The 21805-nt window shown below is 68.4% G+C and carries 22 protein-coding genes and 1 pseudogene; 7 read left to right on the top strand and 16 right to left on the bottom strand.

Annotated elements, in window-relative coordinates; genetic code table 11:
* Positions 1-131 precede the first annotated feature (131 nt).
* From W7U_RS26670 to W7U_RS05230, 3 genes and pseudogenes are all read right to left on the bottom strand, one after another.
* Positions 132-272 (bottom strand): annotated as a pseudogene (locus W7U_RS26670) (hypothetical protein); the annotation flags it as partial.
* Between the two features lie 503 nt (positions 273-775).
* Entirely contained in the window at positions 776-2002 is a 1227-nt protein-coding gene (locus tag W7U_RS05235; protein WP_014382304.1) for a PPE family protein, read from the bottom strand.
* 251 nt (positions 2003-2253) lie between these two features.
* Positions 2254-3645: a glycine--tRNA ligase gene (locus W7U_RS05230; protein WP_008255621.1), complete on the bottom strand. Its 1392-nt coding sequence runs from the start codon at positions 3643-3645 to the stop codon at positions 2254-2256.
* Positions 3646-3828: 183 nt separating this feature from the next.
* Between W7U_RS05230 and W7U_RS05225 the strand changes: the two genes are divergently transcribed.
* Both W7U_RS05225 and W7U_RS05220 read left to right on the top strand, forming a co-directional pair.
* Positions 3829-4254: a metalloregulator ArsR/SmtB family transcription factor gene (locus W7U_RS05225; protein WP_170320583.1), complete on the top strand. Its 426-nt coding sequence runs from the start codon at positions 3829-3831 to the stop codon at positions 4252-4254.
* Positions 4251-4646, top strand: a complete 396-nt coding sequence (locus tag W7U_RS05220; protein WP_008255605.1) for a Fur family transcriptional regulator — start codon at positions 4251-4253, stop codon at positions 4644-4646. Before W7U_RS05225 ends, W7U_RS05220 begins: the two co-directional genes overlap by 4 nt.
* 3 nt (positions 4647-4649) lie before the next feature.
* Here the strand turns inward: W7U_RS05220 and W7U_RS05215 are convergent, their stop codons facing one another.
* From W7U_RS05215 to recO, 3 genes are all read right to left on the bottom strand, one after another.
* Positions 4650-5078 (bottom strand): hypothetical protein, encoded by a 429-nt coding sequence (locus W7U_RS05215; RefSeq protein WP_008255604.1) that lies wholly within the window; start codon positions 5076-5078, stop codon positions 4650-4652.
* Positions 5078-5947, bottom strand: a complete 870-nt coding sequence (locus W7U_RS05210; RefSeq protein ID WP_008255602.1) for a decaprenyl diphosphate synthase — start codon at positions 5945-5947, stop codon at positions 5078-5080. Before W7U_RS05210 ends, W7U_RS05215 begins: the two co-directional genes overlap by 1 nt.
* Positions 5948-6112: 165 nt before the next feature.
* Entirely contained in the window at positions 6113-6910 is a 798-nt protein-coding gene (gene recO, locus W7U_RS05205; RefSeq protein WP_008255600.1) for a DNA repair protein RecO, read from the bottom strand.
* A 62-nt stretch (positions 6911-6972) separates the two neighbouring features.
* On the opposite strand from recO, the gene W7U_RS05200 reads away from it, so the two are divergent.
* Entirely contained in the window at positions 6973-8463 is a 1491-nt protein-coding gene (locus W7U_RS05200) for an amidase (RefSeq protein WP_008255598.1), read from the top strand.
* A 76-nt stretch (positions 8464-8539) separates the two neighbouring features.
* Complete coding sequence (locus W7U_RS05195; protein WP_008255597.1) at positions 8540-10000, top strand: ornithine decarboxylase; 1461 nt, start codon at positions 8540-8542, stop codon at positions 9998-10000.
* 8 nt (positions 10001-10008) lie between these two features.
* Here the strand turns inward: W7U_RS05195 and era are convergent, their stop codons facing one another.
* From era to hrcA, 8 genes are all read right to left on the bottom strand, one after another.
* On the bottom strand, positions 10009-10908 hold the full coding sequence (era, locus tag W7U_RS05190) for a GTPase Era (RefSeq protein WP_008255596.1): 900 nt from the start codon (positions 10906-10908) through the stop codon (positions 10009-10011).
* Positions 10901-12211: a hemolysin family protein gene (locus tag W7U_RS05185; protein WP_008255591.1), complete on the bottom strand. Its 1311-nt coding sequence runs from the start codon at positions 12209-12211 to the stop codon at positions 10901-10903. The genes era and W7U_RS05185 overlap by 8 nt, the downstream gene beginning before the upstream one ends.
* A gap of 38 nt (positions 12212-12249) precedes the next feature.
* The gene (locus W7U_RS05180; RefSeq protein ID WP_008255589.1) at positions 12250-13503 is read right to left on the bottom strand and encodes a hypothetical protein; all 1254 of its coding nucleotides are present in this window, start codon (positions 13501-13503) and stop codon (positions 12250-12252) included.
* A gap of 17 nt (positions 13504-13520) precedes the next feature.
* The gene (gene ybeY / locus W7U_RS05175; RefSeq protein ID WP_008255587.1) at positions 13521-14054 is read right to left on the bottom strand and encodes an rRNA maturation RNase YbeY; all 534 of its coding nucleotides are present in this window, start codon (positions 14052-14054) and stop codon (positions 13521-13523) included.
* A gap of 20 nt (positions 14055-14074) precedes the next feature.
* Positions 14075-15133 carry a PhoH family protein gene (locus W7U_RS05170; protein ID WP_036428749.1) on the bottom strand — a complete coding sequence of 353 codons (1059 nt, stop codon included), beginning with the start codon at positions 15131-15133 and terminating at the stop codon, positions 14075-14077.
* Positions 15134-15245: 112 nt separating this feature from the next.
* Positions 15246-16007, bottom strand: coding sequence for a 16S rRNA (uracil(1498)-N(3))-methyltransferase (locus W7U_RS05165; RefSeq protein WP_008255584.1), 762 nt, complete (start codon positions 16005-16007; stop codon positions 15246-15248).
* Between the two features lie 13 nt (positions 16008-16020).
* Complete coding sequence (dnaJ, locus tag W7U_RS05160; RefSeq protein WP_008255583.1) at positions 16021-17169, bottom strand: molecular chaperone DnaJ; 1149 nt, start codon at positions 17167-17169, stop codon at positions 16021-16023.
* Positions 17170-17225: 56 nt separating this feature from the next.
* Positions 17226-18257 carry a heat-inducible transcriptional repressor HrcA gene (hrcA, locus tag W7U_RS05155; RefSeq protein ID WP_008255582.1) on the bottom strand — a complete coding sequence of 344 codons (1032 nt, stop codon included), beginning with the start codon at positions 18255-18257 and terminating at the stop codon, positions 17226-17228.
* 171 nt (positions 18258-18428) lie between these two features.
* Here hrcA and W7U_RS05150 point away from each other — a divergent pair, with 171 nt between their 5' ends.
* From W7U_RS05150 to W7U_RS05140, 3 genes are all read left to right on the top strand, one after another.
* A complete protein-coding gene (locus W7U_RS05150) occupies positions 18429-18743 on the top strand; it encodes a type II toxin-antitoxin system VapB family antitoxin (protein ID WP_008255581.1) in 315 nt (104 codons plus the stop codon).
* A gap of 83 nt (positions 18744-18826) precedes the next feature.
* The gene (locus tag W7U_RS05145) at positions 18827-19423 is read left to right on the top strand and encodes a carboxymuconolactone decarboxylase family protein (protein ID WP_008255579.1); all 597 of its coding nucleotides are present in this window, start codon (positions 18827-18829) and stop codon (positions 19421-19423) included.
* Entirely contained in the window at positions 19420-20325 is a 906-nt protein-coding gene (locus W7U_RS05140) for a sigma-70 family RNA polymerase sigma factor (protein ID WP_008255578.1), read from the top strand. Before W7U_RS05145 ends, W7U_RS05140 begins: the two co-directional genes overlap by 4 nt.
* Here W7U_RS05140 and W7U_RS05135 read toward each other — a convergent pair.
* Together W7U_RS05135 and W7U_RS05130 are read right to left on the bottom strand one after the other, a co-directional pair.
* Positions 20319-20843 (bottom strand): hypothetical protein, encoded by a 525-nt coding sequence (locus W7U_RS05135; RefSeq protein WP_008255577.1) that lies wholly within the window; start codon positions 20841-20843, stop codon positions 20319-20321. The genes W7U_RS05140 and W7U_RS05135 overlap by 7 nt on opposite strands.
* 251 nt (positions 20844-21094) lie before the next feature.
* A complete protein-coding gene (locus W7U_RS05130) occupies positions 21095-21634 on the bottom strand; it encodes a hypothetical protein (RefSeq protein ID WP_008255575.1) in 540 nt (179 codons plus the stop codon).
* Between the last annotated feature and the right edge of the window lie 171 nt (positions 21635-21805).

Below are 21805 nucleotides of genomic sequence, written 5' to 3'. Positions count from 1 at the left end.
GAATGCGGGATCACGCCCACGGGCCGTGCCGCGGCTTCGCCTTCCCACCCGCTCCAGACGCCGTCGGCGACCGCCGTCGGGCGGGGCGCGTCGAGTGTCTCCTCCGTGGTGTCGGCGCTCGCGTCCGACTTCGGCGCCCAGTGGTCGTAGTCGTCGGGCGGAACGACCACCCCCCACTTGAGTGGGACCGATAAACCGCCGAGCACACCGCACTCACCGCGTACTGCCGCCACCGTGTCATCGGGTAACGGCGAACCGAGAGGCAAAAGCACCCCTGCCCCCTTCCACAGCCGATCTAAGCGTTCGGGCGCTGTGGCGAACCTATTTACACCAACCGGTGACATCGTAAGACAAACCGAAGAAAATATGCGGGAATTGCCAATTTTCCTTAATTTGAGCGTGTATCGGACCACGCGGGCCTCTCGCCAACCGGTAAGGGGACCGCCGCGCGGGCCACGCGGGCCGGCGACACCGGGGAACTCGGGCGCCATCCCGGACGATCCGCCGTCGATTCCTACGGACAAACTCCTTGCCGCACAGCACGTTAGGTTAAACCGTCGTGATCGGATCGAGCGGTCGGCCGCGGGTGCGCAGGGGGTCCGGCTCCGCGCTTCCCGCTCGGGGCAACGCATGCGAGCGCGCGTTGTTACGGGACGAATTATATGAATTCGCATATTGCGGTACGGCGTTGCTTGGCCGCCCCGGCCAACCTAGTCGGAATTTCCGGTTTCTCACGCAGTGCACTCCATGCACATCCGCAACAGCGGCACCGCGATTATCGGGTTCGCGGCACCACTTTGGGCCGTGACCGCACCACCTCCGCCTTGGTGCCGCGCTTGTCCCCCTCGGGCCCCTTGTCGCCCACCGGCATGGCCGTCATCGGCACGCCGTTACCCGACCCGGCCGCGGCCGACGTCGCCGCGGGCGCTCCGGTGGCCACACCCGACACCGCCGGTGCGGGCACGTACGCCGGCATCGACCCTTGCCACGCCGCGGGCACCGACATCGCCCCGACGAACCGCGCGGTCCCCAGGCCCGCCGACGCGACGCCCAGCGCGCCCAGCCCCCCGCCCGCCAGCGGTTGCAGGTCGGACAGCACGCTATGGGCGCTGCGCGGGGCCTCGGCGGCGGCCACGTTGGTGGCGCTGAGCAATATCGGCGCCGGCGCCGCCGGCGCCGCGGCCGCCACCGGGCCGGTGCTCTGGGCCAGCGCCACCATGGGCGGCATCAGCGCGCCGGCCGGGTACATGCCGGCCTGGGCCACCGTCGTCAAGGTCGCCACCGGCGTCGAGGTCATCAACGACGTCAGCGACGAGACCGCCGGGGAGAGCGCCATGAACACCGACTGCAGCTGCGACGCGAACGCGGTCCCCAGCGAGGACAAGCCCTGGAAAAACTGGGACGCGAGCGTCAGAGGCGCCGTCACCAGGTCGGCCAGGCCCGCCAGGCCCGCGGACGCCGCGCCGCCGCCGAGACCCGCGGGCGGCGGGGTGAACGCCGGCAACGTCTCCACCAGCGTTTGGGCCCCCGCGTGATAGCCCACCATCGCGGCCACATCCTGCGCCCACATCTCGACGTACTCCAGCTCGGTCTGCGCGATCGCCGCCGTGTTCTGGCCGAAGAAGTTGGTCGCGATCAGGATCAGCAACCGGGCACGATTCGCCAGCACCGCCGGCAGCGGCACCGTCGCGACCACCGCCCCCTCGAACGCCAGCGCCGCCAGCCGGGCCCGGATCGCGGCCACCTCCGCCTCCGCGGCGGCGATCAGCAGCCATTGCACGTAGGGCGCCGCGGCGGCCGTCATCGATGCCGACGAAGGACCCGTCCAGGGGCCCGCCGCCAGGTCCGTCACCACGGTGTTGAACGAGGCCGCCGAGGACGACAGCTCCGCCGCCAGTCCGTCCCACGCGGAGGCCGCCTCGAATAGAGGTCCAGCACCGGGGCCGCCGACTATCAAGGCCGAGTTGATTTCCGGAGGGAAGAACAAAAACGCGGGAATCATCCACACCCCAACCGACCGAGTCAACGGCTCCAGCGACAGACGCCCGACATCCGCCCATGGCTCAACTAGCTATCTACTTATGCCCCACGGCAGATCCTAGGGCACCGCCACCATCGCGGCCCGATTTTTAAGCAAACCTTATTTCGCAAATGCGAACCGGCGACGGCGCATCATTCACGGCGGCGCGAGTCGGCCAGACGCGCACCGACGCAACGGGACCCGATATGGCACCGCCGACGGCGGCCCGGTGATTAGCAGCCTTTGAGCCGTGCCGCCAGATAATCGGCCACGGTGTTCATCGCGACGCGTTCCTGGGTCATGTCGTCGCGCCGGCGCACCGTCACGGCGTTGTCCTCGAGTGAGTCGAAATCCACCGTCACACAGAACGGCGTGCCGATCTCGTCCTGGCGCCGATAGCGCCGCCCGATCGCGCCCGCATCGTCGAAATCGATATTCCAAAACTGGCGCAGTTCGGCCGCCAGATCGCGGGCCTTGGGGCTCAGGTCGGCGTGCCGGGACAGCGGCAGCACCGCCGCCTTGACCGGGGCCAGCCGCGGGTCCAGCCGCAGCACCGTGCGCTTTTCCATCTTGCCCTTGGCGTTCGGGGCCTCGTCCTCGACGTAGGCGTCGATCAGGAACGCCATGAACGACCGCGTCAAACCCGCCGCGGGCTCGATGACATACGGGATGTAGCGTGCGTCGGTCGCCTGGTCGTAGAAGGACAGGTCGACGCCGGAATGCTTTGAATGCGTCGCCAAGTCGAAATCGGTGCGGTTGGCGACGCCCTCCAGCTCACCCCACGGGTTACCGGCGAAGCCGAATTTGTACTCGATGTCGACGGTGCGATCGGAGTAGTGCGACAGTTTGTCGGCCGGGTGTTCAAACAACCGCAGGTTCTCCGGATCGATACCCAACTCGACATACCATTGCAGCCGGGTGTCGATCCAATACTGATGCCATTCCTTCGCGGTCGAGGGCTCGACGAAGAACTCCATTTCCATTTGCTCGAACTCGCGCGTGCGGAAAATGAAGTTGCCCGGGGTGATCTCGTTGCGAAAGCTCTTGCCTATCTGGCCGATGCCGAAGGGCGGTTTCTTGCGCGCGGTCGTCACCACGTTGGCGAAGTTGACGAAGATGCCCTGCGCGGTCTCCGGACGCAGATAGTGCAAGCCCTCCTCGGTCTCGATCGGACCCAGGTAGGTCTTGAGCATCATGTTGAATTCGCGGGGCTCGGTCCACTGCCCGGGCTCGCCGGTGTCGGGGTCGCGGATGTCGGCCAGTCCGTTGGGCGGCGGGTGGCCGTGCTTGGCCTCGTAGGCCTCGATGAGATGGTCGGCGCGGTAACGCTTATGGGTGATCAGCGACTCGACCAGCGGGTCATGGAAGACCTCGACGTGGCCCGAGGCCACCCACACCTGCCGCGGCAAGATGATCGACGAATCCAGGCCCACGACGTCGTCGCGCCCGCTGACCACCGCGCGCCACCACTGACGTTTGATGTTCTCTTTGAACTCCACACCCAACGGGCCGTAGTCCCACGCCGACCGGGTTCCACCGTAGATCTCTCCCGAGGGAAAAACGAAGCCGCGCCGCTTGGCCAGATTCACTACGGTGTCGATGACGGACGCCACGGGGTGGTGCACTCCCTTTCCGGGGTTGGGTGGGCGCGCCTGGCGGCCGACCGCCGTGCGCAGAGCATCAGTCATGGTAGCGATCGGCGCCGCGGTCTTTGACATGCGTCATCATGCATGTGACAGTGGAGGGCAGCCGATACGGCGGATACTTTCCCACTACCTGGCACTTCTCGAGGTGATGCCGCTCCCATGATGTCCCCCTCACGTTCTGCGTCGATGCCGTCCGCCACCGACGGCGACATAGGAACGGACCTGGACGCGGTCACCCACGACCACGGCGGACTCGGCGCCGGTGGGCACTCCGTACTGGCCGATTACCCCGTCCCACCCCCGCGGGAGATCCTCGACGCCGCGGGCGAGTTGTTGCGGGCGCTGGCGGCGCCGGTGCGCATCGCCATCGTCCTGCAGCTGCGCGAGTCGCATCGCTGCGTGCACGAGCTGGTGGACGCGCTCGGCGTGCCCCAGCCGCTCGTCAGCCAGCACCTGAAGATTCTCAAGGCGGCGGGCGTGGTTGCCGGCGAGCGGTCCGGGCGCGAGGTGCTGTACCGGCTCGCCGATCATCACCTCGCGCACATCGTGGTGGACGCCGTCGCGCACGCGAGCGAGGACGCCCCGTGACATCAGGAGCGAGCGTTCGCTCGACCCGTCAGCGCGCGGCGATCTCGACGCTGTTGGAGACACTCGACGAATTCCGCTCGGCGCAGGATCTGCACGACGAGCTGCGCCGGCGCGGCGAGAACATCGGGCTGACCACCGTCTACCGGACGCTGCAGTCGATGGCCGCGGCGGGAATGATCGACACGCTGCGCACCGACACCGGCGAGTCGGTCTACCGCAGGTGTTCGGAACACCATCATCACCACTTGGTCTGCCGCAGTTGCGGATCCACGATCGAGGTGGGCGATCACGAGGTCGAGGAGTGGGCGACGGCCGTGGCCGCCAAGCACGGCTTCTCCGACGTCAGCCACACCATCGAGATCTTCGGCACCTGTTCGGAGTGCATGCCCTGACGATTACGCCGTCAGCGTGCGGCGTACCTGGGCGCCGGTGTCGAGCACCAGCAAAATCAAGGTCCTCAGCGCATCGTCGGTGAGGCCCGCGCCGGGAAAGTTGTAGCGCAGCATCACATCGGCGTTCTTGGCCGCGCCCTTGCCCGAATTACGCTGCACGGCTTTGTCATTGACCTTCTCGATCAGGCTGACGCTGCCGAAGTTGCTGTCGCGCGCCTGCTTGGCCACCTGATCGCTCAGCTTCTTGGTCAGCGGCAGATCCCACGCCAATATCTGGGTGAGCGATACCAGGTCAAGGCCCTCGGCGATGTTCACCACCCGCAACGAGGCGATGGTGCCGTCATGGTGAACGGTCAGCGCGCCGTCGGTCTCCTCCTGCAGCGCAAGGACATCGCGGAGGATCGACGCCAGACGCTCCTGTAGCGATGGCACTATGCGCTCCCGAATCGGCGGTTGCGCGAGGCGTATTCCTCGCAGGCGGCCCACAGGTCGCGACGGTCGTAGTCGGGCCACAATTTGTCCTGGAAGATGTACTCGGCGTATGCCGCCTGCCACAGCATGAAATTGCTGGACCGCTGCTCCCCCGAGGTCCGCAAAAACAGATCCACGTCGGGGATGTCGGGCCGCTGCAGGTGGTTCGCCACCGTCGACTCGGTGATGCGCTCCGGGTTCAGCCGTCCGGCCGCGGCCAGCCGTGCGATTTCCTTTGTGGCTTCGGCGATTTCGGCGCGGCCACCGTAGTTCACACAGTAGTTGACGGTGATGACGTCGTTGTCCTTCGTCATGTCTTCTGCGATCGCCAGCTCATTGATCACGCTGCGCCACAGGCGGGGCCGCGACCCGACCCACCGGATCTTGACCCCGATCGCATTCAGGTTCACCCGGCGCATCCGCACCACGTCGCGGTTGAAGCCCATCAGGAAGCGGACCTCTTCGGGCGAACGCTTCCAGTTCTCGGTCGAGAAGGCGTACAGGCTGAGCCACTTGATCCCGATTTCGATTGCACCACAGACGATGTCGATGACCACGGCCTCCCCGGCTCGATGACCGTCGGTACGGGTCAGCCCCTGCTGGGTGGCCCAGCGGCCGTTGCCGTCCATGACGATGGCCACATGGTTGGGCAGCCGGTCGGCCTCGATCCTGGGCGCGGCCGCCTTGGAGGTGTGCTGCGGCGGCCGGCACGGGCCGCCGTCGGCGGACGGCGGCAGCTCCGGAAACACGACGGGCCAGGTCGACTTGTCGGGAAAGACCGGATAGTCGTCGGGCGCGGGGGGCAGCTGCGGGAAACCGCGGTGTGTCACCAGCGCCCCACTGGCCTCGGTCGCAGGGCGTGTGTCTTGTGCCCACCTCCGAGCGACACGTTCGGGTGACCCGCTTTTGTCGCTCGGAGGTGGGCACAACACATGCCGGTTGACGCAGATGCGGGTGTGACGGATGTGATCACCGCCCGTCCGCCGGCCCAGACTTTAGCCACAGTCCATATCCTGCCCGATCAGCGTCGCGCGCTGATCGGCGATGGTGCGGTCGACGTGATACGTCCGTTCGACGAGCGGCAACGTCTTGAGCTGCCGCTCCAAATGCCATTGCAGGTGCGCCGCCACCAGACCGCTGACGTAGTTGCGGTGCGACTGCGGCGTCTTCTCGGCGAAGTCCCAATCGCCGTCGTGCAGCGCCGACATCAGGTCCAGCACCCCCGGCGGCGGCGTCGTCGAACCGGCCGGGCGGCAGTGGGTGCAGACGCTGCCGCCGGCGCCGACATGAAACGCACGATGGGGACCGGGCGTGGCGCAACGGGCGCACTCGTTCAGCGCCGGCGCCCAACCGGCGATGCCCATCGCCCGCAGCAGGTAGGCGTCCAGCAGCAGGCCCCGGGACCGGCGGCCGTCGGCCACCGCCCGCAGGGCGCTCACCGTGAGCCCGTGCAGGGCCGGGGCGGGCGCCCGCTCCTCACCGGCGAGGCGTTCGGCGGTTTCCAGCATGGCGCACCCGCAGGTGTAGCGGCCGTAGTCGCTGACGATGTCGGTGGCGAACGCGTCGATCGAGACGACCTGGGTGACGATGTCGAGGTTGCGGCCGGGATGCAACTGCGCGTCGATGTGCGCGAATGGCTCCAGCCGCGCACCGAATTTGCTGCGGGTACGACGAACGCCCTTGGCCACCGCGCGGACCAGCCCGTGATCACGGGTCAGCAGGGTGACGATCCGGTCGGCTTCGCCGAGCTTGTGCTGGCGCAGCACAACAGCTCGGTCTCGGTATAGCCGCATCCCCATAGTTTTGCACCCCGCCGCGACATTGCGGGTATCCGCGCCGTCTAGTCTCGTACCCCGTGATTGGCGCTTCGGGGTCGGGAGTCGGGTCCATTTCCGGGTCCGGCAACCAGCGCCTGCCCACGCTGACCGACCTGCTCTATCAGTTGGCCAGCCGCTCGGTGACGTCCACCACCCTGGTGGGTCGTTCGCTGCACGCCATCCACGCCAGCCAGCCCACGCTGAACGCCTTCCGGGTGGTGCTCACCGAGTCGGCGCTGGCCGACGCGGCCGAGGCCGACCGGCGCCGCGCGGCCGGGGACACCGCCCCGCTGCTGGGCATCCCGATCGCCGTCAAGGACGACGTCGACATTGCCGGCGTGCCCACTGCGTTCGGCACCGAGGGGACGGTTCCGCCGGCGACGCACGACGCCGAGGTGGTGCGCCGCCTCAAGGCCGCCGGCGCGGTGATCGTGGGCAAGACCAACACGTGTGAGCTCGGCCAGTGGCCGTTCACCAGCGGACCCGGTTTCGGGCACACCCGCAACCCCTGGTCGCGGCGGCACACCCCCGGCGGGTCGTCGGGCGGCAGCGCCGCGGCGGTGGCCGCGGGCCTGGTCACGGCCGCCATCGGGTCCGACGGCGCCGGCAGTATCCGCATCCCCGCGGCATGGACGCACCTGGTGGGCATCAAGCCGCAGCGCGGACGGATCTCGACCTGGCCGCTGCCGGAGGCGTTCAACGGCATCACGGTCAACGGCGTGCTGGCCCGCACGGTCGCCGACGCGGCGCTGGTGCTCGACGCCGCGTCCGGCAACGTCGAGGGGGACCGTCACAAACCGCCCGCGATCACCGCCTCCGACTATGTGGGCAAGGCGCCCGGCCCGCTGAACATCGCGCTGTCAACCCGGTTTCCCTACACCGGTTTCCGGCCCAAGCTGCACCCGGAGATCCTGGCGGCGACGCGCGCCGTGGGTAACCAACTCGAACTGCTGGGCCACACCGTGGTGTCCGGCAACCCCGACTACGGCATGCGGTTGTCGTGGGACTTTCTCGCCCGGTCCACCGCGGGCCTGCGGGATTGGGAGGAGCGCTTGGGCGACGGCGTCGTGCTGGACCCCCGGACCCTGTCCAACCTGCGCATGGGCGCCGCGCTGGGGCAGGCGATCCTGCGCAGCGCCCGCCGCCACGAGGCGGCCGACCAGCGCCGGGTCGGTTCGATCTTCGACATCGTCGACGTGGTGTTGGCGCCGACCACCGCCCAGCCCCCGCCGCTGGCGCGGGCCTTCGACCGGTTGAGCGGCTTCGGCACCGACCGGGCCATGATCGCGGCCTGCCCGCTGACGTTCCCGTGGAACGTCCTGGGGTGGCCGTCCATCAACGTTCCGGCGGGCTTCACCTCCGAAGGCCTGCCGATCGGCGTGCAGCTGATGGGCCCGGCCAACAGCGAGGGCATGCTGATCTCGCTGGCCGCCGAGCTCGAAGCCGTGTGCGGATGGGCCAGCAAGCAGCCCCAACCCTGGTGGCACCAGAGCGCGGACACCCCTCCGGCGCCCGCGCCCAGCGGCTGAGATCACCGCCGCGTCCCGCCGTCTGGGCAGGTCGGAGCGGTGAATTTCCTGCCGACGAGGCGGGTACACGTTCGCCATGGACCAATCCGACGCCCCACTGCTCGATGCGCTGGCCGACTATCGGGAAAAGAACCGATACGGGTTCACGCCGCCCGGCCACCGGCAGGGCCGCGGCACCGACGAGCGGGTCCTCGCGGTCCTGGGCCGTGAACCCTTCCTCGACGACGTACTGGCCAGCGGCGGCCTGGATGACCGCCGGACCAGCAACAAGTACTTGAAGAACGCCGAAGACCTGATGGCCGAGGCAGTGGGCGCGGACACCGCGTGGTTCTCCACCTGCGGCAGTTCCCTGTCGGTGCGGGCGGCGATGATGGCGGTGGCCGGCGGCGAGGGCAGCCTGCTGGTCAGCCGCGACAGCCACAAGTCGATCGTGGCGGGGCTGATCTTCTCCGGCGTGCAGCCGCGCTGGATCACCCCCCGCTGGGACGCCGCGCACCACTTCTCTCATCCGCCCTCGCCGGAGCAGGTCGAACAGGCCTGGGACAAGCACCCCGAGGCCGCCGGCGCGCTCGTCGTCAGCCCCAGCCCCTACGGCACCTGCGCCGACATCGCCGGGATCGCCGAGGTGTGTCACCGGCGCGGAAAGCCGCTGATCCTCGACGAGGCGTGGGGCGCACACCTGCCGTTCCACGAGGACCTGCCGACCTGGGCGATGGACGCCGGCGCGGACGTCTGCGTGGTCAGCGTGCACAAGATGGGCGCCGGTTTCGAGCAGGGTTCGGTGTTTCACCTGCAGGGCGACCTGATCGATCGGGATCGCCTGTCCGCCTGCGCGGATCAGCTGATGACCACCAGTCCCAGCGTCCTGTTGTACGCCGCCATGGACGGCTGGCGCCGGCAGATGGTGCAGCACGGTCATGAATTGCTCGGTGCCGCACTCGATTTGACGCGACACGTGCGTGAGGAGATCGAACTCATCCCGGATGTGGAGGTTCTCGACGACGAGTTGCTCGGCGCGCAGGCGTCCCACGACCTGGACCGGATGCAGGTGCTGATCGACGTATCCGCAACGGGCACTTCGGGTTATCAGGCCGCCGACTGGCTGCGGGCGCACGCGCACATCGACGTGGGGATGAGCGATCACCGCCGCATCCTGGCCACCCTGTCGATGGCCGACGACAAGGAGACCCTGGGGCGTCTCACCGACGCGCTGCGCGCGTGGCGCACCGCCGCCGACGACTTCGAGCCGCCGCCGAGCATCGCGCTGCCCTCGCCCGACGAGCTGCAACTGGAGTCCGTCGAGTTGCCGCGTGACGCGTTTTTCGGGCGGGTGGAAACGGTGTCCACGGACAGCGCCGCGGGCCGCATCGCCGCCGAGCAGATCACCCCCTATCCCCCGGGCATCCCCGCCGTCGTGCCGGGTGAGCGTCTCAACGATGCCGTGCTGGACTATCTTTGCTCGGGCGTCAATGCCGGCATGAATCTGCCCGATGCGGCCGATCCGTCGCTGAACACCATCCGGGTGCTCGCCACGTAGAAAGCCCGCTAAAAGCCCAGCCGGCCAAGCTGTTTGGGGTCGCTCTGCCAGTTCTTGGCGACCTTGACGCGCAGGTCGAGGTACACCTTGGTGCCCAGCAGCTTCTCGATCTGGGCGCGCGCGGCGGTGCCGACGTCGCGCAGCCGGGCCCCGCCCTTGCCGATGATGATGCCCTTCTGGCTGTCGCGTTCGACGTAGAGCAGCGCGTGCACGTCGATCAGGTCGTCGCGGTCCTCCCGCGGGCTGACCTCGTCGATGACCACGGCCAACGAGTGCGGCAGCTCGTCGCGCACCCCCTCCAGGGCCGCCTCCCGGATGAGCTCGGCCATCAACACCTCTTCGGGTTCGTCGGTCAGTTCCCCGTCGGGGTAGTAGGCGGGCCCGGGCGGCAGCGCCGCGGCCAGCACGTCGATCAGGACGTCCATTTGCGTCCCGGCCACCGCCGACACCGGGACGATCTCGGCCTGCTCGCCGACCAGCGCGCTGACCGCGACCAACTGCGCGGCGACCCGGTCCTTGGGCGCCTTGTCGATCTTGGTGACGATGGCGACCAGTGTCGCCTTGGGCGCGGTCGCCCGAATCTGCTCGACGATCCACCGGTCGCCCGGGCCGATCGCCTCGTCGGCCGGGATGCACAGCCCGATCACGTCCACCTCGGCGTAGGTGTCGCGCACCAGGTCGTTGAGCCGCTTGCCCAGCAGGGTGCGCGGGCGGTGCAGACCCGGCGTGTCGACCAGGATGATCTGGAAGTCGTCCCGGTGCACGATCCCCCGGATGGTGTGCCGGGTGGTTTGTGGCCGTTTCGAGGTGATCGCGACCTTGGTCCCGACGAGCGCGTTCGTCAGGGTCGACTTCCCGGTGTTGGGCCGGCCGACCAAACATACGAAGCCGGAACGGAATTCAGTCATGCTGCGGGGGTTCCTCGCCATCGGGTGAGCCGTCGGATTCGACGGGGCTGAGCAGGACGGTGCCGATGCGTACCCGCCCACGGTGATCCGTGCCGCCCTCGGCGTGCAGCCGCAAACCGTGGGAGATCACCTCGGCGCCCGGCAGCGGCACCCGGCCCAATTCCAGGGCGAGCAGCCCGCCGACGGTGTCGACGTCGAGGTCGTCGTCGAACTGCACGCCGTACAGTTCGCCGAGGTCCTCGATCGGCAGCCGAGCCGACACCCGAAAACGCTTGTCGCCCAGGTCTTCTATCGGCGCCGTCTCCGCCTGGTCGTACTCGTCGGCGATCTCGCCGACGATTTCTTCGAGCACGTCTTCGATGCTGACCAGGCCGGCGATCGCGCCGTACTCGTCGACGAGCAGGGCCATGTGGTTGCGGTCGCGCTGCATTTCGCGCAGCAGGGCGTCCAAGGGCTTGGAGTCCGGCACGAAGACCGCCGGCCGCATCACCTGCGCCACCGGGATGGTCCGCCCGCCGCCGCCCGACAAAAACGTCTGCTGGACAAGGTCTTTCAGGTACACGACGCCGACGATGTCGTCGACGTTCTCGCCGATCACCGGGATGCGGGAATGGCCGCTGCGCACCGCCAGGTTGATGGCTTGGCTGGCGAATTTGTCGCTTTCGATCCAGATCATCTCGGTGCGCGGGACCATGACCTCGCGGGCCGGGGTGTCGCCGAGTTCGAAGACCGACTGGATCATCCGGCGTTCCTCGGCGGCGACCACGCCACGCTGCTGAGCCAGGTCGACGACCTCGCGCAGCTCGATCTCCGAGGCGAACGGCCCGTTCCTCAACCCGCGCCCCGGGGTGACCGCGTTACCCAGCACCACCAGGAGCCGGCTGATCGGCATCAACAACCACGAGATCGCTTGCAGCGGAAGCACCGTCGTCAACGCGATGGAATAGGCGTGTTGGCGGCCGAGGGTGCGCGGGCCCACCCCCATGACGACGAAGCTGGTCACCACCATGATGGCCGCGGCGCCGAACAATCCCCACTTCAGCCCGAAGTTGTCATAGAGGAACACCACCAGCAGCACGGTCGCGGTGATCTCGCAGGTGATCCGCAGCAGCACAACGAGGTTGATGTAGCGGGGACGCTCCGACATCACCTTGGACAGCGCCACCGCGCCCGGCCGCTCGTCGCGCACCATTTCCTGAACACGGGCCAGCGACACCGTGCTGATGGCCGCATCGATCGCGGCGAAAAGCCCGCCCAGCGCGATCAACGCGACCGCGGCGAACAGCTCAGACCAGCCGGTCAACGGTCATCCCTCGACGTGGTCACTATTCCCCTGTGGCATCACGAGGACTCAGCGGCGTCGTCCTCGCTGCGGTTCCGGCGATTGAGCAGCCAGGCGACCAGGCCCACCACCACGGCGAACCCACCGAAGCGCAGCGCCATGGTCCACACGGATTGGTGGGGTTGGCCGGGCTCCGGGTGGTGAACGGCGAGCAGCACCAAGAAGCCGCCGTCGTCGGTGAGGCCGACGCCCGGCGTCGGCTGGGTCTTGATCACCCGGATCTGGGCGGGCGCGCTGCTGGAGTTGTCGATCTGGCCCCAGGCCAGGGTGGAGTCGTCGAGCAGGAACGTGTCCTGGCTCCCCGGGGATTGGCTACCGTCGTGGCCCACCACCGCCACGTGGCCCACTTCCACGGTCTCGCCCTTGGCGGGAACGGACACGACGACGTTGTCGTACAGCTTCGGGGGCGCCGGCGGCTTGTAGTCCGGCGGCGGTGGCCCGTTGTATCCGTTGAGCGGTAGCGAGCCACCCCCGTAGAAGCTGCCCGAGGCCACATAGCTGTCGCCGACCGCGGTGAACGGGACGACGCCGACGGTCGCGGCGTCGAGCACCATCCGCGCTCCGCGCGGGAGGTACAGCTGCTGGTAGGCGCCGTTGTAGAAGTAGCGGAACGTCATCGCCTGATTGAGCGGGTTGTAGAGGGTTGGGCGGCGGTAGGCATCGTCGTAGTCGACGTAGTCCCAGTGGCGCGGCCGCACGAACCGGTGCTCGTCGATCTTGAGGATGTCGACGTTTTGCCGGTGGGCATTCACCACGTTTTGCACCTGCTGGTTGAAGTCCACCTCGGTCGGCGGCTTCGGCGGGTTGGCGGGGTCGGCGCGGGTTACCGGCGCGGCCTTCGCCGCTGCGATCGCCACCGAGGGCGCATCCAGCCCTCGCGGCGGCGCGACCACCGGGGCGTTTCGCGGCGCATCGGGGCCGGGCGGATTGATCTCGAGCACCGGGACGGTGTTTTGGCCCGCGTTGGGCGGCGGCAGGACCACCGGTTGCTGCACCGGCGGCGGAAGCGGGGGCGGTTCGTACGCCGGGATGGGCACCTGCGGAACCGGTGTCGGCGCGTTGCTCGCGGGCCCCTGGACGCCGCGCTTGTCCTCGTTGCACACGTTCGCCGTGTGATAGGCGTTCACGTAGAACATGCAGCGCTGGCAGGACACGGGGTTCGAGCCCGCGCCGGCGCAGGGCGCCGCCTGTGCCACCGTGCCGGGGATGGCGACGATCATCGAGATCGGCGCGAACGCGATGGCTGCCGCCACCAGGATCCTGAGTCGGCTCAATTGTCGAAATACCTTGACTTGTCAAGCAATCGGCGATCGCGCTCTTCCTGGCGGTCCTGGCGGTAGGCCTCGACCTGGTCGGCGACCCACTCCTCGAGCAACCGGTCCTGCAGCGCGAACATCTCCTTTTCCTCGTCCGGCTCGCCGTGGTCGTAGCCGATCAGGTGCAGCACCCCGTGGATGGTCAGCAGCGCCAGCTCGTGCCCCAGGCTGTGCCCCGCCGCGGCGGCCTGACTGGCCGCGAATTCCGGGCACAGCACGATGTCGCCCAGCATCGAGGGCCCGGGCTCGGGGGCGTCCGGGCGCCCGCCCGGTTCGAGCTCGTCCATCGGGAAGCTCATCACGTCGGTGGGCCCGGGCAGGTCCATCCAGCGCATGTGCAGGTCGGCCATCGCCGCGGTGTCCAACAGCACCATCGACAGCTCGGCCGCCGGATTGACGTCCATCTTGGCGATGACATGCCGCGCGACGCTGATCAACTCGGCCTCGGAGACGTCGATGCCCGACTCGTTGGATACCTCAATGCTCATGGAACCCGCTCACCGCACCATCATCGGCGACCGCGCGAGCCCGACGCCCGCCTGGCCGCCCGGTTCATCGTCAGGTCGGGCTCTTCGAACTTGGCGTAGGCGTCGACGATTTCCGAGACCAGCCGGTGGCGCACCACGTCCACGCTGGTCAGTTCCGCCACGTGGATGTCCTCGACGCTGTCGAGGATCTCCATCGCCGAACGCAGACCCGACCTGGCCCCGCCCGGAAGGTCGACCTGGGTGATGTCGCCGGTGACGACGATCTTGGATCCGAAGCCCAAGCGGGTGAGGAACATCTTCATCTGCTCGGCGGTGGTGTTCTGCGCCTCGTCGAGCACGATGAACGCGGAGTTCAACGTCCTACCACGCATGTACGCCAGCGGCGCCACCTCGATGACCCCCGCCGACATCAGCTTGGGGATCAGCTCGGCGTCCATCATGTCGTAGAGCGCGTCGTACAGCGGCCGCAGGTACGGGTCGATCTTCTCGCTGAGCGTGCCCGGCAAAAAGCCAAGGCGCTCACCGGCTTCCACGGCCGGGCGGGTCAGGATGATGCGGCTGACCTGTTTGGTCTGTAAAGCGTTGACCGCCTTGGCCATTGCGAGGTACGTCTTGCCGGTGCCGGCCGGGCCCACCCCGAAGACGACGGTGTTGGCGTCGATGGCGTCGACGTAGCGCTTCTGGTTGAGCGTCTTGGGCCGGATCGTCTTGCCGCGTCGCGACAGGATGTCCAGCGTGAGCACTTCGGCCGGTGACTCGTTGTCGGTGCCGGCCAGCATGGCGACGCTGTGCCGGACCACCTCCGGGGTCAACGGCTGCCCACCGGCGACGATCGCGATCAGTTCGGAGATCACCCGTTCGGCGAGCGCGACGTCGGCGGGCTCACCGGAGATGGTGACGGTGTTGCCGCGCACGTGCAGATCCGCGTCCAGGGTGCGTTCCAGCGAGCGCAGGTTCTCGTCTGCCGAACCCAGCAGGCCCATGACGGAATGGGGCGGAACGTTGATGCTGCTGCGAACTTGAGCGTCGGCCTGGAGGGGTCCGGCTGCGTCAGCAGCGCTGGTCTCGCGGGGCGTCACGTGGTTTTCGATGCCTGCCTTGTGTGAAGTGCTCGCCGATTCCGGCGTTTTCTAGCGTTTTTATCCTACCGCCGGGTCGACGCTCGCCCAATGTGCAGCGCGCGACGAGTCATTACAGGCTCGACGGGTGGTCCCATCGCGGGGTCAGCACCCCCAGCGCACCGAGCGCCACGGCCGCGGCGGTCGACGTCCGCAGCACCTGCGGACCCAGCCGCACCGCCGTCGCGCCCGCTTCGGACAACGCCGCCATCTCGTCGTCGGCGATCCCGCCCTCGGGACCGACCACCAACAACACCGATAGCGCTCCCGCGAGGTCGGCGCCGGCGAGCCGCTCGGTGGCCGACTCGTGCAAGGCCAGCACCGTCGCGCCGCCGGCCACCTCGTCGCGGATGCGCGAGGTCAGCGCCGGGGTGGACAGCACCCCGTCGACCAGCGGGATGTGCGCCCGGCGCGATTGCCGGGCCGCCGAACGGGCGACCGCACGCCAGCGGCGCAGACCTTTCTCGACCCGGGCGCCGTGCCAGTTGGCCACGCAGCGGGCGGCCTGCCAGGCCAGGAACCCGTCGGCCCCCGCCTCGGTGGCCAGCTCGATGGCCAGCTCCGATCGCTCCGACTTCGGCAGGGCCTGCACCACGGTCACCGGCGGGGTTCCGGGCGCGACGCTCCAGCGCTTGAGCACCCGCGCCCGCAGCCCGTCACGCCCGGCGTGCTCCACCTCGCAGTGCGCCAGGCCGCCGGCGCCGTCGCCGAGCACCAGTTGCTCGCCGGGGCGGATCCGCCGCACGCTGGCGGCATGAAACCCCTCGTCACCGCCCAGGACGGCCAGCGCGCCGGTCTCGGGCAGCGCGTCGGCGTAGAACAGGGTCGCGACCATCGGCGCGCCTTGACTAGCGTCCGGTGAACGTCTCGCGGAGCCGGCTGAACAGGCCGCCGCCGGCGTGGGTCGAGCGCACCTCGGGGACGTCGCGGCTGCGGCGGGCCTTCAGTTCGCGCAGCAGTTCGGTGTCGCGGGCGTCCAGGCGGGCGGGAACCACCACCTCGACGTGGACATGCAGATCACCGCGGGTGCCGGTGCGCAGGTGCGGCATCCCGTGGCCGCGCAGCGTGATGACCGAAGCCGGTTGGGTGCCCGGCGGAATGGTGATCTCGCTGACGCCGTCCAGGATGGCGTCGACGGTGACCGTGGCACCCAGCGCCGCGTCGACCATCGGCACCGACACGGTGCAGTGCAGGTCGTCGCCTTCGCGGACGAAGACGTCGTGGCTCTGCTCGTGCACCTCGACGTACAGGTCACCGGCCGGCCCGCCGCCGGGTCCCACCTCGCCCTGGGCGGCCAGCCGCACGCGCATGCCGTCGCCGACACCGGCGGGGATCTTGACGCTGATCTCCCGGCGGGCGCGCACCCGGCCGTCACCCATGCACTGGTGGCACGGGTCGGGGATGACGACCCCGACGCCGCGGCAGGTCGGACACGGCCGCGACGTCATCACCTGCCCCAGCAGGGAGCGCTGCACGGTCTGGACCTCGCCGCGACCACCACACGTGTCGCACGGCACCGGAGCCGAGTCGCCGTTGGTGCCCTTGCCCTGGCAGCGGTCACACAGCACTGCGGTGTCGACGGTGACCTGCTTGGTGACGCCGGTCGCGCACTCTTCGAGATCGAGCCGCATCCGCAGCAGCGAATCCGAGCCGGGCCGTACCCGCCCGATGGGACCTCGGGAGGTCGCGCCGCCACTGAAACCGCCGCCGAAGAAGGCCTCGAACACGTCGCCCAGGCCCCCGAAACCGCCGCCGAAACCGCCGCCGGCCGCGGCCGCGTTCTCCATCGGATCGCCGCCCAGGTCGACGATCCGCCGCTTCTCGGGGTCGCTCAGCACCTCGTAGGCGACGCTGATTTCCTTGAACTTCGCCTGCGCGGCCTCATCGGGATTGACGTCGGGATGCAGTTCGCGCGCCAACTTGCGGTACGCGCGCTTGATCTCCGCGTCACCGGCGTTTCTGCTCACGCCGAGCAGCCCGTAATAATCGCGTGCCACGCCTGACTCTCCTATACCTGGTCTTCTCCGCGCCTACCCACACTGCGGGTGCGCGTTCATCGAGCACCCAGGACTTCGCCGATATATAGGGCAACCGCGGCAACGCTGGCGATAGTTCCCGGATAGTCCATCCGGGTGGGCCCCAGCACACCCATTCCCCCGTACACGGTGTCGGAGGTGCCGTAGGCGGTGGTCACCACGGAAGTGCCCAGTATCTGATCGGCGGCCGTCTCGTGGCCGATGCGAACCGTCACCTTACCGGCTTCCTGCTGGGCGGCCAGCAACCGCAGCACCACCACCTGCTCCTCGAGCGCTTCCAGGATGGAGCGCAGCGAGCCGCCGAAATCGGCGGCGTTGCGGGTCAGGTTGGCGGTGCCGCCCATCAGCAGGCGTTCCTCGGTGTGCTCGACGAGTGACTCCAGCAACACCGTCGCCGATCGGCCCACGGCGTCGCCCAGCCCTTCCGGGCTGCTCAACTGCCCGGCGAGGTCGGCCACCGCGACCGAGGCGGCCGACAGTTTCTTGCCCACCAGCGCCTGGCCGAGCATCTCCCGCAGCTGGGAGAGTTCGTGGTCGTCGATGACGTCGCCGAGTTCGACCACGCGCTGGTCCACCCGGCCGGAGTCGGTGATGACGACCATCAGCAGCCGAGCGGGCGTCAGGGCGATCACCTCGAGGTGGCGCACGGTCGACGACGACAGCGTCGGGTACTGCACGACGGCCACCTGCCGGGTCAGTTGCGCGAGCAGCCGCACGGCGCGGCGCAGGACGTCGTCGAGGTCGACACCGGACTCCAGGAATCCCTGGATCGCGCGCCGTTCGGCCGAGGACAGCGGCTTGACGTCGTCGAGCCGGTCGACGAATTCGCGGTAGCCCTTCTCGGTGGGCACCCGCCCGGAACTGGTGTGCGGCTGGGTGATGTAGCCCTCGGCCTCGAGCACCGCCATGTCGTTGCGGACGGTGGCCGACGAGACACCCAGGTTGTGGCGCTCCACCAGCGTCTTGGAACCGATCGGCTCTTTGGTGGCGACGAAATCAGCGACGATGGCCCGCAGCACCTCGAACCGTCGGTCATCGGCAGTTCCCACTGGTCGTCACCTCCTTCGATACCGCTTTGACCCGGTTCATTTTACGGTCTCGGGCGCCGTCGCCCGCACCGGTGGAGCGCAAGCGTCTGCTCGCCGGGACGGCCGGTGTCCGGCTAGCCTTTCCAGCATGAACCGGTCGGGCCACAGCTATGCGTCGGGGGAGATCGGCCAATGATTTTCAAGGGCGTGCGCGACGGCAAACCGTATCCCGAGCACAACCTGTCCTATCGGGATTGGTCCCAGATACCGCCGCAACAGATCCGGCTCGACGAATTGGTCACCACCACAACGGTGCTCGCGCTGGACCGCCTGCTCTCGGAGGACTCCACCTTCTACGGCGACCTGTTCCCGCACGCGGTGCGGTGGAAGGGCACCACCTATCTCGAGGACGGCCTGCACCGCGCGGTGCGCGCCGCGCTGCGGAACCGCACCGTGCTTCACGCCCGCGTGTTCGACATGGACATGCCCCTGGGCCAGCCCGGGTGAGTTAGTGGTCACGTTTGGGCCTTCCCGCGTGTCGACCTAGTGAGGACGTTGGTTCACGACCACAACTTGCCGGGAGGATCGCCATGCCACGGCTACAGGGAGTCTCCGACCGCGACGCCGGCCTGGGCGCCAAGATCGCCTTCTTCTTCACCAGGCGCAAGCTCGCGCAGATGACCGGGCTGGAAACCGCGGGAATGCTGGAACCGCTGCGGATGTATGCGCACATCCCGAGACTGCTCAACGCCTACGGCAAGTTGGAGCAGGCCGAATCGAAGCTGGACGTTCTCAGCCCGCGCCACCGAGCGCTGGCGGAGCTGAAATCGGCGACGACGGTGCGCTGCGAATACTGCATCGACCTCGGCTCGCAGATCGCCCGGCAATGGGGCATCACCGACGAAGAGCTGCTGGGGATGGCCAATTATCGGGACGCGCCGTGCTTTTCCGACGTCGACAAACTGATCCTCGAATACGCGACCGCGATCAGCCGCACCCCCGTCGAGGTGAGGGATGAGCTTTTCGAGGCGCTGCGCGCGCACTTCGACACCGCCCAACTGGTCGGCCTGACCCACGTCATCACGCTGGGCAATCTGCGCGCCCGCTTCAACATCGCGCTCGACATCGGGTCGTCGGGCTTTTCCGGCGACCGCGTGTGCGCCCTGCCGGAGACCGATCGGCCGTGACCAATCCCGATGCGTCCGCGCCGTCACCGCCGTCACTGCGGGCATTGACGGCGCGCTTCGAGGCGGCCCGGCCGCGGTTGGGCGCCCTCGCCTATCGCATGCTCGGCTCGTTCGAGGACGCCCAGGACGCCGTGCAGGAGGCCTGGCTGCGGTTGAGCGGCAGCTCCGGGGAGACGATCGCCAACCCCGACGCGTGGCTGACCACCGTGGTCGCCCGCATCTGCCTGAACATGTTGCGCGAGCGCCGAACTCACGGCAGCGAGGAGCTGAGCGCCCGCCTGCCCGACCCGATCGTGGAAACCGACGAGGAATTCGATCCCGAACACCGCGTCATGCTGGCCGACGCGGTGGGGCTGGCGCTGTTCGTGGTGCTGGACACGCTGCCGCCGGCGGAGCGATTGGCCTTCGTGCTGCACGACGTCTTCAGCGTGCCGTTCGATCAGATCGCCACCATCGTCGATCGGACGCCGGAGTCGGCCCGCAAGCTGGCCAGCCGGGCGCGCCGACGGATCGAGCGGGCCGATCCGGTTCCCGACGGCGACCTCGCCGCCCAACGCGAGGTGGTGGACGCCTTCTTCGCGGCGGGCCGCAGTGGTGACTTCGAGCGTTTGGTGTCGGTGCTGCATCCCGAGGTGGTGCTGCGAGGCGACTTCGGCCCGGCCGCGGCGGCGTTCCGGGCCGACGGTGCGGCCTCGGTGGCCAGGCTGGCCCGAAGCTACGCCGGGCCCGACCGCGAGGTGCGCGCCGCGACCGTCAACGGCGCCGCCGGCGCCGTCATCGTCGTCGCCGGACGCGCGGCGTCCGTCATGGGATTCGTGGTGCGCGGCGGCCGGATCCGGGCGATCGATGTGCTGGCGGATCCGGCGCGCCTCGCGAGATTAAACCTTGGTACCGATCACTGACCGGCGGCCTGCAGCAATTCCATCGCCGAGGCCCGCGACAGCACCCAGCCGCCCTGGTTGACGAAGGTGACGTTCTGGGTGACCGGTGAGGTCAGCTTGGGACCGGAGACCGACACGTCGGCGGTCGCCGAACCGGCGGCAGTCGGTTGGATGTTCGTCACGTCGAACGACAGCGGCAGGTCACCGTTTTTCGCGGCCTTCTGCAGCTTCTTGTCGGCAACGTGGGCTTCGATGCCGCTGATACCACCCTGCACCAGGTTGCTCTTGTTGCTGAACGACACGCTCGGGTCGGCCAGGCTGTTGAGCAGGCCGGTCAGCTGATCGGGAGTCGGGACGTTGGCCCCCACGACCGGCTGCACCGGCGGGGGATCCTGCGGAAGCGGCGCGCCGATCGTGGCGAGCTGCACCCCGACCTGGGGGGTTGGGCTCGGCTCCGACATCGAGGTCAGGCCGGCGGCCGCGCCGCCGACGATCGCCAGTGCTGCCACGCCGGTGGCAAGCGTTTTAACGGTTTTCATGGTTCCCCCTTCGGTGGGCACGAAAGTCGACGCACGGGTGGTGTCAGCGTGCCCTTTTCGTCTCTTATTTCGTGTCTCGGCACCGATACGTTACGGCCGGCCGTTGTGCACACAACATGAGCAACCTGTGCGCCGGCTGTGCGGGGGTCGCCGCAGATGCCACACCCCATGCGCCTCCGGAAGGCGACGCATGGGGTGCGCTGGAACATCTGGCGCGTCCGCCCGATTGGCATCGGGTTTACGCGCGGTGATCAGTTGGTGGCGGTCGCGGCCTGTATCAGCGCGATCGCCGCGTCGTGCTGCAGGACCCAGTTCCCACCCTGGTTGACGAACGCGAGGTGCTTGGTCACGGGGCCGGCGAACTTCGGGCCCGTGATGGCGACGTCGGCCTGGGCCATGTTCGGACCCGCCGGCGCGATGTTCGTCACGTTGAACTGCTCGGGAAAGTTCCCGTTGCGGTAGGCCTTTCGCAGGTCGTGGTCGGCCACCATGCCCTCGTTTTGGCTGACGCCGTTTTCAACGAAGTTGGCCTTCTCCCTGTAGTTGACGCCGGGGTCGGTTACCTGGTTGCACAGAGTGGCCAACTGATCGGCCGTCGGCAACTGGCCCGGCGCACCCGGCGGCGGGGGCGGAGGCGGCGGCGGGTCCTGCGGCAGTGGCGCGCCGACCGCAGCCAGTTGCACATGATCCAGACCCATCGGTGCTGCAATGGAAGCCACACCGGCGGCGGCGGCGCCGCCAATGGCGGTCAGCGCCGCCACGCCCGTGGCAATGGACTTCACGGAATTCACAGGTCCCCCTTCGATGCACATGGACCGTGGCGGAAATCTTGGGGATCGCCGCACACGGTCACACGTCTTCATGGTTGAAGATGGTGTAAGTGTGCCCTGTGACTCCGGAATTTGTGTCTCAAGTTGGTCACGTTACGACGACGCTACGGCGGCGACGCGGGAAAACACCCC

The sequence above is a fragment of the Mycobacterium sp. H4Y genome (assembly GCF_000364405.1).
Lineage (GTDB): Bacteria > Actinomycetota > Actinomycetes > Mycobacteriales > Mycobacteriaceae > Mycobacterium > Mycobacterium intracellulare.
The sequence above is the reverse complement of the archived record's forward strand: the minus strand, read 5'-3'. Positions and strand labels throughout refer to the sequence as shown.